Below are 13,014 nucleotides of genomic sequence, written 5' to 3'. Positions count from 1 at the left end.
CGGCGTCCCCGATGCTTTTTTCTCCGGCACCCGCCCGAACCTCGTGCAGCCACCCTTTGCTGGCTCCAAGGACAATTGACTAAAAATTTTTAGTCAATAAAAATTTTTCCTGACCTAGGGACCGGGAAGCACGGTGGACGACACAGGCGGAAAAATCGGCACGGGCGCTGCTCCGGGATTGCGCGACCGCAAGAAGCTGCGCCGGCGCGAGGATATTCTGGGCGCCGCGCGGGAGCTGTTCGCCGGGAAGGGCTTTGACGGGACGACGATGGCCGACATCGCCGCGCGGGTCGACGTATCGCCGCCGACCGTCTTTAACTATTTCGGCAGCAAGGACGGCCTGCTGGTCGCGCTGATCACCGAGGGCACGCGCGAGGCGCAGATGCTGCACGGCCAGGCGCCGGCACGGGTGGATGCGGATTTCGCGACGATCCTGGTGGATCTCTACACCGATATCTCCGACCGCACGCTGCAGATCGCGGGCAAGCGGGTCTGGCGCTATGCCGAGGCGGCGACGATCCGCCATCCGACAACCGAGCTGGCCCGGCAGTACCGCGCGGTCGAGGAGAACCTGCGCCTGGCGCTGACCGACCGTTTCGCGCGCTACGCGCTGCGGCTGGTGTCCGGGGCACCGGGGGATCCCGAAGTCATCACCCGGATCTTCAATGACGTCTGGAACCCGTGTTTCTACACGCTGATCTGCGAGGACGACCGCACGCTGGAGCAGCACCGCACCGACACCGCGCTGCGGTTCCGCCCGCTGGCCGAGATGCTCTTCGACCCCGCGTTTCTGCGCGCCCCGACCCTCAGACACCCAACGGAACAGACATGAAAACAGCTGACATCCTGATCGAGAACGCCCGCGTCCTGACCATGGATCCAAAGACCCCGCATGCCGAGGCGCTGGCCATCGCCGGGTCCCGGATCCTGGCGGTGGGCACGCGCGAGGCGGTGTCGATCCTGGCCGGACCGGACACCCGGCGCATCGACGCGCAGGGCGGCACCGTGATGCCCGGCATGGTCGAAGCGCATCTGCATCTTTTCGCCGGGGCCTTCGGGTTGCGGCTGCTTCAGCTGGACGGGGTGCAGGGGCTGCCGGCGGTGCGCGACAAGCTGCAGGCCTATGCGCAGGCCAACCCGGACGAGGCGCTGCTGATCTGCAAGGCGACCGATTACAACCTGTTCGGCGAGGGCGTGCAGACCACGCGCCAGATGCTGGACGAGGCGCTGGCCGACCGCCCGGTGATCTGCATCGCCCACGATCACCACACCGCCTGGGCCAATTCCATCGCCATCGAGCGCGCCGGGCTGATGCAGGGCCGCGAGATGCCGCCGGGCAACGAGGTGGTCATGGCCGGTGACGGCACCGCCCTGGGCGAGTTGCGCGAACATGCGGCCTTCGATCCGGTGATGGCCCTGCGCTCGTCGGGCGGGCGAGAGAGCCTCGGGCTGGCGGGGCTGGAGCCCGGCAGCGTCACGCCCGAGCAGCGCGCGGCGGATATCGCGGTGCTGGAGGAGGGGTTGAAGCTGTGTGCCTCCTACGGGTTCACCGCGCTGCACAACATGGACGGCAACCGCTACCAGCTGGAGCTGCTGGCCGAGATTGAGGCGAAGGGCGGGTTGATCTGCCGGGTCGAGGTGCCGTTCCACCTGACGCCCGAGAAGGACCTGTCGACCATCGAGGAGGCGAGCCGCTTCGCCGAGGAATTCGACACCGACAAGCTGAAGTCGAAGCGCGTGAAGATGTTCATGGACGGGGTGATCGACGGCGCCACGGCGGTGATGGTCGAGGATTACGCCGATCAGCCCGGCTGGCGCGGGGAGCCGCTGCATTCCGCCGAACGGTTCAACGCGGCGGCGGTGGAGATCGACCGGAGGGGGCTGCAGATCTCGGTTCACGCCATCGGCGACGGGGCGGTCCGGCGGGTGCTGGACGGCTATGAGGCGGCGCAAAAGGCCAACGGGCCGCGCGACAGCCGGCACCGGATCGAACATGTCGAACTGCTGCATCCCGACGATCTGAAACGGTTCGCCGAGCTGGGCGTCGTGGCCTCGATGCAGCCGCCGCACCCGCCGGGCGCGATGGATTTCCCGAAGGAGCCCTGGGTCAGCCGGGTGGGCGAGGCGCGCTGGCCCTGGGGCTTTCCGCTGGCCGCGCTGAGGGCCGAGGGCGTGCCGATCTGCTTTGCCTCGGACTGGCCGGTGGCGGACCTGAACCCGATGCGCGGGGTGAAGGCGGCGATGACGCGCGAGCCTTGGGGGCCGATGGACCCGGACAACCGCTGCTCGCTGATGGAGGCGCTGCACGGCTACACCGCCGGCGGCGCCCATGCCGGCCATGACGAACACCGCTTCGGCCGGCTGGCGCCGGGGATGCTGGCCGACATCGTGGTGATGGACCGCGACCTGGAGGCCGAGCCGGTCGAGAGCATCGACCAGGCGCGGGCCATGCTGACGCTCTGCGATGGCGAGGTGACCTGGGAGGCGTGACGCCCTTTGGAGGACGGAGCGAACGGGCGGCGCCGGCAGTGGCGTCGCCCTTTTTTCATCGGGGGATTCGGACAGGCGAATCGCGTGAGTCGCAGGGGCGACGCGGGTGCCGGGGCCCTGTGGACGGGCTGTTGGCGCTCACATCGCAGCGTCGGTCCGGACAGAGGGCATCCGGCGAAGGGACGTCGCGTCAAGGCACGGATCGGGCAGGCCCGGGGGCGGCTGGCAAAAGTGGTTAATAATTATCGGCCTATGCCGCCGGTGAAAACGCCTTTACAGATCCCGCGCCCGGATCTGAAACGAGATTAACAAAACTTCCACGCCTTTTCATTTAGTTGCGCGTTTCTGTCCCGTGTCAGTGTATTCTGACCATGGTGCAACGGGTCGCCTGGAAACGACCCGCCCGCACGGAGGAGCACATGTTTACCCGTCCCGCACAGGGCGCGCAGGAGTGGCGCGCCATGCACAGGAGAGGTCTGTCCGGCGCACAGCCGATCAGCCCCGCACGCCCCGGCCGATGCCGGGCCGTGGCCTCGCCCGTGCCGGGACACGGCACTGGCCCCTCCGCTGCTGGTCCCGTCATGCCCCGCCCCGCGCGCGGCTGACACGACACGACACAAGATGTCGGCCCGGGCGCCATGCCCGGCCGTATCTGGAACGGACGGAGGGAGCGATACATGTCCGACGAAAGCAATGCCTACTGGCAGGCGAACATCCGCCTCATCAAATGGAGCCTGGTCATCTGGGCCGTGGTCCCCTTCGGGTTCGGGATTCTCCTGCGCCCGTTTCTCAAGGGGATCTCGGTCGGGGGGGCGGACCTGGGCTTCTGGGTCGCCCAGCAGGGCGCGATCCTGGTCTTCCTTGCGCTGATCTTCTTCTACGCCTTCCGCATGAACAAGCTCGACCGCGACTTCGGCGTCGACGAGCAGTGAGGAGCTAAGGACCAATGAGCCAATTCGTCATCAACCTGCTGTTCGTGGGCGCGTCCTTCGCGCTTTACATCGGCATCGCGATCTGGGCCCGCGCCGGGTCCACATCGGAATTCTATGCCGCGGGCCGGGGCGTTCACCCCGTCACCAACGGCATGGCCACCGCCGCCGACTGGATGTCGGCCGCCTCCTTCATCTCGATGGCCGGGCTGATCGCCTTTGTCGGCTATGACAATTCCACCTACCTGATGGGCTGGACGGGCGGCTATGTGCTGCTGGCCCTGCTGCTGGCGCCCTACCTGCGCAAATTCGGCAAGTTCACGGTGTCCGAGTTCATCGGCGATCGGTTCTACAGCCCGACCGCGCGGCTGGTTGCGGTGATCTGCCTGATCGTGGCCTCGACCACCTACGTGATCGGCCAGATGACCGGCGTGGGCGTGGCCTTTGGCCGCTTCCTCGAGGTGTCCAACACCGCCGGCCTGCTGATCGGCGCCTGTGTCGTTTTCGCCTACGCGGTGTTCGGCGGCATGAAGGGCGTGACCTATACGCAGGTGGCGCAATATGTCGTGCTGATCCTCGCCTACACGATCCCGGCGATCTTCATTTCGCTGCAGCTGACCGGCAACCCGATCCCGGCACTTGGCCTCTTCGGCGACAGTGTCTCCTCGGGCGAGCCGCTGCTGGCCAAGCTGGACCAGATCGTGACCGAGCTGGGCTTCAACGAGTACACGGCGCATCACGGCGACACGTTCAACATGGTGCTTTTCACCCTGTCACTGATGATCGGCACCGCCGGCCTGCCGCACGTGATCATGCGGTTCTTCACCGTGCCCAAGGTGTCGGACGCACGCTGGTCCGCCGGCTGGGCGCTGGTCTTCATCGCGCTGCTGTACCTGACGGCCCCGGCCGTGGGCGCCATGGCCCGCCTTAACATCACCGAAATGTTCTGGCCCAATGGCACCGATGGTGATGCCGTGGCGGTCCAGACGATCGAGACCGATCCCGAGTACAACTGGATGCTGACCTGGCAGAAGACCGGTCTTCTTGGCTGGGAAGACAAGAACGGCGACGGCATGATCCAGTACTACAACGATGCCTCGCCCGAGATGCAGGCCAAGGCGGCCGAGAACGGCTGGGTCGGGAACGAGCTGACCAACTTCAACCGCGACATCCTGGTTCTCGCCAACCCGGAAATCGCCAACCTGCCCGGCTGGGTGATCGGCCTGGTCGCGGCCGGCGGTCTTGCCGCCGCGCTGTCCACCGCGGCCGGTCTGCTGCTGGCGATCTCGTCCGCTGTCAGCCACGACCTGATCAAGGGCGCCATCAATCCGAACATCTCGGAGAAGGGCGAACTGCTTTCGGCACGGATCGCCATGGCCGTGGCCATCGCGGTGGCAACCTACCTCGGGCTCAACCCGCCGGGCTTTGCCGCGCAGACCGTGGCGCTTGCCTTCGGCCTGGCCGCCGCCTCGATCTTCCCGGCGCTGATGATGGGGATCTTCTCGACCCGCATCAACAACGTGGGCGCCGTGGCGGGGATGCTGGCCGGCCTGATCACCACGCTGGTCTACATCTTCCTGCACAAGGGCTGGTTCTTCATCCCGGACACCAACAGCTTCACGGATGCCGATCCGCTGTTCCTCACGGTCCAGTCGACATCCTTCGGAGCGATCGGTGCGGCGATCAACTTCGCGGTGGCCTACGGTGTCGCCGGCATGACGAAGGAGACCCCGCCGGAGATCGTCGAGCTGGTCGAAAGCGTCCGCGTGCCGCGCGGTGCCGGATCGGCCCAGGCCCACTGATTTCACCAGGGGAGGGGGCCTTCGGGCCCTCTCCCGTCCTCCCATACTACCCCCTGCCGGACATTGACGCCGGCGCAGAGCAAGGGGGCCTTTTTGGACCTTTTCCCATTCTTCCATCGGAGCCCGTGACCCGTGCAGGCCCAACCGGACATCCAGTCGCTGCTGCGCCATCCGCCCTTCGACATGCTCCCGCCGGAACTGGCGCCCGAGCTGGACGCGCGCGTGACCCGCAGCACGATCGCCCCGGGCAACTTGCTCTTCGAGAAGGGGCAGCCGATCGCCGGGGTCTACGTCATCGAAAGCGGCGCGACCCAGTCCGAAGGGGCCGATGGCGCGGTGGTGTCGCGCCGGGGGCCGGGCGACATGCTGGGGCAGAAGAGCACCCTGTCGGATGGCCGGGCCCGGGTGACGACGCGGGCGGTCGAAGAGACGGTCGTCTTCATCATCCCGCCCGAGGTCTTTCGCAACCTCGTCCGGCATCACCCGACCTTCGGCGCCTGGTTCGAGCGCGGCACCACCTCGGGCGATGGCGCCTATGCGGTGGGGCTGACGGCGCTGCAGGTGGCGGACCTGATGTCCTCGACCCCCGTGACCTGCCCGCCCGGCGCCACCGTGACCGAGGCCGCACGGATGATGCGCGACCTGCGGATCAACTCGGTGCTGGTGAACGACGGCGCCGGGCTGGCCGGGATCGTCACCGCGCGGGACCTGACCGGCAAGGTGCTGGCCGAGGGGCTCACCGGGGATATCCCCGTCTCCGACATCATGACACCGAACCCGGTGACCATCCCGCCATCCGCCCTGGGGCTGGATGCGCTGGTGATGCTGGCCGATCATGGCATCAGCCACCTGCCCGTGGCCGAGGGCGGCACGATCATCGGCATGATCGGCAAGACCGACCTGTTCCGGCACCAGGCCGCCACCGCCTCGCACATGATCTCGGAAATCGTGGAGGCCTGCGACGCCGAGGCCATGGCCCGGATCGTGGCCCGCACGCCCGAACTGCTGGGGCAGCTGGTGTCGGCCGGGGTGACCCCGCAGGCGATCTGCCGGCGGATATCCGACGTGACGGACGCGGTGACGCGCCGCCTGCTGATCCTGGCCGAGCAGAAGCTTGGGCCGGCGCCTGTCCCGTATCTCTGGGCCGCCTGCGGCAGCCAGGGGCGGCGCGAGCAGACCGGCGTTTCGGACCAGGACAATTGCCTGATCCTGGATGATGCCTTCACCCCCGAGCACGACGCCTATTTCAAGGAGCTGGCCCGCTTCGTCTCGGACGGGCTGGCGATCTGCGGCTACATCTACTGCCCCGGCGACATGATGGCGACGAACCCGCGCTGGCGGCAGCCGCGCCGGGTCTGGCGGAGCTATTTCAAGGGCTGGATCGACAAGCCCGACCCCGAGGCGCAGATGCTGGCCTCGGTCATGTTCGACCTGCGCCCCATCGGCGGCACGCGCAGCCTGTTCGACGATCTCCAGCGCGAGACGCTGGCCGCCGCGCGGAAGAACTCGATCTTCGTCGCGCACATGATCTCCAATTCGCTGAAGCACACGCCGCCGATCTCGCTGTTCCGGGGCTTTGCCCTGATCCGGTCGGGCGAGCACAAGAACCAGGTCGACCTGAAGCATTCCGGCGTCGTCCCCGTCGTCGACCTGGGCCGGATCTATGCGCTGAAAGGCGCGCTGGAAGAGGTCAACACCCGCGACCGGATCGTCGCGGCCGGGGCGGCCGGGGTGCTGTCGCCCTCGGGGCTGGCGGAACTTCTTGACGCCTATGACCTGATCGCCGACACCCGCCTGAGGCACCAGGCCGCGCAGATCCGCAAGGGCGAGAAGCCCGACAACTTCATGGCGCCCGGCCAGCTGTCCGACCTGGAACGCAATCACCTGCGGGACGCCTTCATGGTGGTCAAGACGATGCAATCCGCCGCGGGTCACAATACGGGGATGCTCGGCTGATGGTTTTGGAATTGATGGCGACCTTCTGCGCCGGGCTCGGCGCCGCCGGGCTGATGATGGTGCTGGGGCTGATCTGGAAGCCGATGCCGCGCTGGCTGATCCCGGCGATGGGCGGGCTGGCGATGATCGGGTTCACCATCTGGTCGGAATATTCCTGGGGCGACCGCACCGCCGAGGGCCTGCCCGAGGGCGTCGAAGTGGTCGAGACCCGCGCCGACACCTACCCGTGGAAGCCCTGGACCTATGCCTTTCCGCAGGTGACCCGCGTGCTGGCCGTCGACACCACCAACGTCCAGTCCAAGCCCGAAAGCCCGGATGTCCTGCTGGTCGATCTCTACCTCTTCGCCCGCTGGCGGGCCACGGCGACGATCCCGCAGCTGATCGATTGCGATACGGCGGCGCGCGCCGATGTCACCGATGTCGCGCTGGAGGATCCCTCCGGCGCCACCTGGCACGAGCTGGGCCAGGCCGACCCGCTGATCGACGTGTTGTGCACGTCATGACGCGGTAATCCGAGAGCGCCTTTGGAGGAGGAGGCCCCCATGGAGCAGAAACACATCCTTCTGGTGGAGGACGAGGACAACATCGCCTTCGCGCTGGAATTCCTCATCGGGCGCATGGGCCACCGCACCACGCGCGTCGCCGACGGAGACGCCGCGCTCGACGCGCTGGAGACCGAGCCGGTGGATGCCGTGGTGCTTGACGTGATGCTGCCCGAGAAGTCGGGCTACGAGGTCTGCCAGATCATCCGGTCGCGCGACGAGCTCGCGCATGTGAAGATCCTGATGATGACGGCCCGGGGCGGGGAGGTCGAACGCCGCAAGGGGCTGGCGCTGGGGGCGGACGATTTCCTGATCAAGCCCTTCGCGAATACCGAGCTGACGGCGCGGATCAACAGCCTTCTGGGACAGGGCGCCCATGCATGACCGGCTTGGCCTGCGCCTGCGCATCGCGCTTTTCTTCGCCGGGCTGGCGCTGGGGGGGATCGCGGCGCTGATCCTCGGGCTGTGGTTCGGGGCCAGCCGCTATGGCGCGTCGCTGGACGGCTACGTGATCGCCGGCATCGTCGGCGGCCTGGGAATTGCAGGGCTGGCCGCCTGGATCGGACTGCTGTTCGACGAGAACGTCGCCCGCCCGATCCTTGCGCTGGCCGGCGACCTGCACACCCGCGCCGCCGCCGACATCGGCAGCAAGCAGATCGACGAGGCCCCGGCGCGCTACCTCGGCGCGCTGGCCCCCGCCGCCAACGCGATCAACGAGGCCCTGGCCGAGGCACGCACCGCCCAGGCCCGCGCCGTCGCCGCCGAGACCGAGCAGCTGCAACGCGAGAAGCGCCTGTTCGAGGCGCTGGTCCGCGACCTGGCCGAGGGGGTCGTCGTCACCACCCGGGACGGGCGCGTCATGCTCTTCAACCGCGCCGCGCAGGGGCTGCTGGACGGGCTGGGGCTGGACCGCCGCCTGTCCTCGCTGATCCGGCCGGAACCGCTGATGCAGGCGCTGGACCGGCTGGCCCTGCGCCGCGCCCGCGGCGAGGCGGGACCCGAAACCTTCCTGGCCGCCACCGCATCCGGAGAGGGGTTCCTGCTGGGCCAGATCTCTCCGATCCACGGGGCCGAGATGCCCGAGGGCCATGTCATCATCCTGCGCGACGCGACAACGGACCTGAAGGCCCATGCCGACCGCGACGACCTGATCAACGCGCTGATGGAAGGCGTACGCCGCCCCGCCTCGGCGATCGGCGCCACGCTGGAGGTCTTGCGCAGCGCACCCGACCTGGACGCCGAGACGCGCGCCAGCTTTACCGCCGCCGAAATCGAGGAGCTGGACCGGCTGACCGCCTGCCTGCGCGACATCGAGGCGCGTTACGAGGCCGTCACCACCCGCGCCTGGCCAATGGTGGAGCTGGCCGCGAGCGACCTGATGGATGCCGTCGCCGCGCGCAGCGGCGGGCTGGTCACCGCGCGGCCCGGCGACGACTGGCTGCGCTGCGATCCCTTCGCCATGGCAGCACTTCTCGGCAACCTCGCCCGCCGCCTCGTCGAGGAACGGCATCGGCAGCACCTGGAGCTGCATGCCGAGCTGCACGGGCAGGAACTGTGGCTGTCGCTGAGCTGGACCGGCACGCCGGTGCTGGACGGGGCGCTACAGAACTGGCTGTCAGAGCCGCTGTCGCAGGGGTATGGCCGCTATACCGGCCGTGATGCGCTGGCCGCGCACCGGACGGATATCTGGGCGTCGGGGATCCTCGACCGGCCAAAGCTGGTACTGCCCCTGCCCGCCACAGTCGCCGCCTCGCGCCAGCCGCCCGCGCCGTGGTCGGATTTCTACGATTTTGACCTGCCCTCGGGGATCGATGCCGGCGACCTGGCCGATATGCCGCTGGACCGGCTGAGCTATGTCGTCTTCGACACCGAAACCACCGGCCTCTCGCCCCGCGACGGCGACCGCATCGTGCAGATCGCCGGTGTCCGCATCGTCAACGGCAAGGTCCGGCGGGCCGAGGTCTTCGACACGCTGGTCGATCCCGAACGCGCGATCCCCGCGGCCTCGACCCTGGTGCACCGGATCACCGACGAGATGGTCGATCAGGCCGAGACGATCGCCCCGGTGGGCCGCCGGTTCCACGATTTCTGCGAGGGCGCGGTGCTGGTCGCACATAACGCGCCCTTCGACATGGCCTTCCTGAAGGCACAGGAGACCCGGATCGGCCGGCGCTTCGATCATCCGGTGCTGTGCACCGTTCTGCTGTCAGCCGCGCTGTTCGATTCCAGTGCCGATCACAGCCTTGACGGGCTGTGTGCCCGGCTGGGCGTGACCATCCCCGAGGATGCGCGCCATACCGCCCTGGGCGACGCGCTGGCCACCGCCGAGGTCTTCGCCAGCCTGATCCAGATGCTCGACCAGGCCGGCATTCACACGCTGCAGCAGGCGATCGAGGCGGGCAACCGGCAGACCCGGCTGCGCCGTGCGCAAAGCTACTGACAGCCCGTTCGATTCGCGCCGCCGAAGCGGCCGGCCCGGCCTCGACCGTCCGGATTGCACAAATGTAACGCACCGCACGGTGCCACGATTCCGACTCAAATTCCACGAAGCGTTAAAGGAAAATTAACCTTAACAGGTTCATTCTTCTGAATAGGTTGAAAATGATTGATAATACAATTCACCACATTCGGTGGTGATAAAGTTCCCGACCAAATCACTCCGGCGAATAGCCCGCTCCAGGGGCAGCAAACCATTTGACAAGCCTGACGCTCATTCGCTTCAATCACGATCAATCCACGCTCGTTACGCGACGTCACAAGTACTTGGCTACGAGGTCTGAATGCCGATCAATCAAATATCCGATTTCAAAGCACAAGGTTCAAAGATTTTTGTCGGACGTCAGCCCGAACTTTCGGGCCCCCAGTTCATTGCGTTGATCGGACACGACCTGAACCGATACCTGTTGCCCAGGCTGCAGGAGGCCGAGGCCCGGGCGCTCGGGATCGACCTCAAGGTCGACCTGCTTGATCCGCTGTCGATGGCACGCGCGCGACCGCACCTGACAGAGATGCTGAGCATGTTGCCGATGCTGGGCTTCGCCGGAGCCTGCATCGCCTCGCCCTACAAGCGCGCGGCGGTGGAGCATGTCGACGGCCTGTCGCTGGCCGCGCAGGCGACCGGCGCGGTGACGACGGTGGTGTTCCGCGACGGCATGCGGCTGGGCCACAACGCCAGCGCCTGGGCAGTCCGCGAAAGCCTGCGCCGCTCGCTTGGAGAGGTCGGGCCGGGGCCGGTTCTGCTTCTGGGTGCCGGATCGACCGGGGCGGCTGTTGGCTTTGCATTGCAGCAACTTGGCACCAATGAAGTGCTGATCCACGATCCCCGCGCCGAACGGGCCGAGCAGTTGGCCGCGACCCTGAAGGCCACCGTCGTGACCGACCTGGCCGCCGCGGCGGACCGCGCCCAGGGCATCATCAACGCAAGCCCGGTTGGCAGCGCCCGGCACCCGGGCTGCGCCATCGACACCGACCTGCTGCGGCCGGCGCAGTGGGTGGCCGACGTTGTCGAGGATCCGATCGAAACCAGCCTGATCCGCGCCGCCCGCGCGCGCCACTGCCGCACCGTGGACGGCTCTGCCATGGCGGTGTTCCGCGCGGTGCGCGATCTGCACCTGCTGACCGGCCGCCCGGCCGACACCGAGCGCATCCGCCAGTCCGCCGACTGCCTCCGCCACGCGACCCCGATCTGAGGCCCCCCCGGCCAGCGCCGCGGGTCCTGCGCGCCGACGCCCACCACAGGCCCCCACGCGCGCCGATCGTCGGACTGACCGGATGTCGCGCCACCTGACGCGCGGTCGTGTCAGAGGGGCCAGGTCGCCCTCCGCGCCCAGCCAGCCAAACGGGCCGGGCACGCCGCACGGCGGCGGCCTGACCCCAGGGCTTGTAAACTCCCCCGCCACACCGCCGGCCGATGCATTTCCCCTGCCCCGGAAACCGGCTAGACAGTCCCTCACACAGGGGAGACCGATCCATGAGCATGAATGTCTATCTGTCCGGAGAGATCCACACCGACTGGCGCGAGCAGATCATCGCGGGGGCCGAGGAGCTTGACCTGGAATTCTCCGGTCCGGTGACGGACCACGGCGCCAGCGACGATTGCGGCGTGACGATCCTGGGCGAAGAGCCTGACAAGTACTGGCACGACCACAAAGGCGCGATGGTCAACGCGATCCGCACCCGCAAGGGCATCGCCGATGCCGACGTGGTCGTCGTGCGCTTCGGCGACCAGTACAAGCAGTGGAACGCCGCCTTCGACGCGGGCTATGCCGCCGCACTTGGCAAATCGCTGATCATCCTGCACGGGCCGGATCACGCCCATGCGCTGAAAGAGGTCGACGCCGCCGCGCTTGCCGTCGCGCAGGAGCCGGGACAGGTCGTCGACATCCTGCGCTACGTGCTGACCGGCAAGCTGCCGGGCTGACCCTGCCCGGCACGACAATCCCGCCGGGCGGCGCGCGGCCCCCGGCGGAATTCTTCAGCTTTCGGCGGGGATCGTCATCCCCGTCTTCACCGCGGGCCGCTCCATGAAGCGGTCGACATAGGCCACCGTGCGCGGGTGATCCGCCCAGCCGACGGCCTCCTTCGCGCCGTAGAAGTCCAGCGCGTTCAGCCAGGGCGCCAGCGCGATATCGGCGATCGAAAAGTCGCCCGCGATCCACGCGCGCCCCTCCAGCTGCGTCTCGACCACGCCCAGCAGGCGCTTCGCCTCGTTGATATAGCGGTCGCGCGGGCGGGGATCCTCGATATCCTTGCCGGCGAATTTCCAGAAGAAGCCGAGCTGGCCGAACATCGGCCCCACGCCTCCCATCTGGAACATCAGCCACTGGATCACCTGTGCCTTTTCGGTCGCATCCGCGCCCATCAGCCGGCCGGTCTTTTCGGCAAGGTAGATCAGGATCGCGCCGCTTTCAAACAGGCCCACGGGCCGACCGTCGGGCCCGAGGGGGTCGATGATCGCCGGGATCTTGTTGTTGGGGTTGAGCGAAAGGAACTCCGGGCTTTTCACGTCGGTGTCCGACAAAGAGACGCGATGCGGCTCGTAGGGCAGGCCGAGCTCTTCGAGCGCGATGGCAACCTTCACGCCGTTGGGCGTCGGATAGGAATAAAGCTGGATCACCCCGGGATCGGCGGCGGGCCAGCGGGCGGTAATCGGAAAGGCGGACAGGTCGGTCATGCGGGGGCTCCCATTTGGTCGGTCGGACCTCTCTGACCTAAGGGCGCGCCGGGCGAAGTCCACCGGCGCAGCTGTGCGTCACATGACATGCGTTGCGCGCACATGCATTGCGCGACCGCAGG

Annotated in this window: 11 protein-coding genes; 10 read left to right on the top strand and 1 reads right to left on the bottom strand. The window is 67.6% G+C overall.

The window, feature by feature from the left end; all coding sequences use genetic code 11:
• Window positions 1-133 precede the first annotated feature (133 nt).
• From ATO3_RS07870 to ATO3_RS07825, 10 genes are all read left to right on the top strand, one after another.
• A complete protein-coding gene (locus tag ATO3_RS07870) occupies window positions 134-832 on the top strand; it encodes a TetR/AcrR family transcriptional regulator (RefSeq protein ID WP_088649269.1) in 699 nt (232 codons plus the stop codon).
• Window positions 829-2,490, top strand: coding sequence for an amidohydrolase (locus ATO3_RS07865; RefSeq protein WP_088649268.1), 1,662 nt, complete (start codon window positions 829-831; stop codon window positions 2,488-2,490). Before ATO3_RS07870 ends, ATO3_RS07865 begins: the two co-directional genes overlap by 4 nt.
• Before the next feature lie 677 nt (window positions 2,491-3,167).
• On the top strand, window positions 3,168-3,422 hold the full coding sequence (locus ATO3_RS07860; RefSeq protein ID WP_088649267.1) for a DUF4212 domain-containing protein: 255 nt from the start codon (window positions 3,168-3,170) through the stop codon (window positions 3,420-3,422).
• A 14-nt stretch (window positions 3,423-3,436) separates the two neighbouring features.
• Complete coding sequence (locus ATO3_RS07855; protein WP_088649266.1) at window positions 3,437-5,221, top strand: sodium:solute symporter family protein; 1,785 nt, start codon at window positions 3,437-3,439, stop codon at window positions 5,219-5,221.
• Between the two features lie 183 nt (window positions 5,222-5,404).
• Window positions 5,405-7,177, top strand: coding sequence for a DUF294 nucleotidyltransferase-like domain-containing protein (locus ATO3_RS07850; protein WP_088649370.1), 1,773 nt, complete (start codon window positions 5,405-5,407; stop codon window positions 7,175-7,177).
• A complete protein-coding gene (locus tag ATO3_RS07845) occupies window positions 7,177-7,680 on the top strand; it encodes a hypothetical protein (protein WP_088649265.1) in 504 nt (167 codons plus the stop codon). The genes ATO3_RS07850 and ATO3_RS07845 overlap by 1 nt, the downstream gene beginning before the upstream one ends.
• Before the next feature lie 39 nt (window positions 7,681-7,719).
• Window positions 7,720-8,103 carry a response regulator transcription factor gene (locus tag ATO3_RS07840; RefSeq protein WP_088649264.1) on the top strand — a complete coding sequence of 128 codons (384 nt, stop codon included), beginning with the start codon at window positions 7,720-7,722 and terminating at the stop codon, window positions 8,101-8,103.
• Window positions 8,096-10,159, top strand: coding sequence for an exonuclease domain-containing protein (locus ATO3_RS07835; protein ID WP_088649263.1), 2,064 nt, complete (start codon window positions 8,096-8,098; stop codon window positions 10,157-10,159). The genes ATO3_RS07840 and ATO3_RS07835 overlap by 8 nt, the downstream gene beginning before the upstream one ends.
• A gap of 433 nt (window positions 10,160-10,592) precedes the next feature.
• Window positions 10,593-11,408 (top strand): shikimate dehydrogenase, encoded by an 816-nt coding sequence (locus ATO3_RS07830; RefSeq protein ID WP_158217918.1) that lies wholly within the window; start codon window positions 10,593-10,595, stop codon window positions 11,406-11,408.
• Between the two features lie 281 nt (window positions 11,409-11,689).
• Window positions 11,690-12,139 (top strand): YtoQ family protein, encoded by a 450-nt coding sequence (locus ATO3_RS07825; RefSeq protein ID WP_088649261.1) that lies wholly within the window; start codon window positions 11,690-11,692, stop codon window positions 12,137-12,139.
• Between the two features lie 54 nt (window positions 12,140-12,193).
• Here the strand turns inward: ATO3_RS07825 and ATO3_RS07820 are convergent, their stop codons facing one another.
• Complete coding sequence (locus ATO3_RS07820) at window positions 12,194-12,892, bottom strand: glutathione S-transferase family protein (protein ID WP_088649260.1); 699 nt, start codon at window positions 12,890-12,892, stop codon at window positions 12,194-12,196.
• Window positions 12,893-13,014: the final 122 nt, after the last annotated feature.

The organism is Marinibacterium profundimaris (assembly GCF_002210095.1).
Classification (GTDB): domain Bacteria; phylum Pseudomonadota; class Alphaproteobacteria; order Rhodobacterales; family Rhodobacteraceae; genus Marinibacterium; species Marinibacterium profundimaris.
The sequence above is the reverse complement of the archived record's forward strand: the minus strand, read 5'-3'. Positions and strand labels throughout refer to the sequence as shown.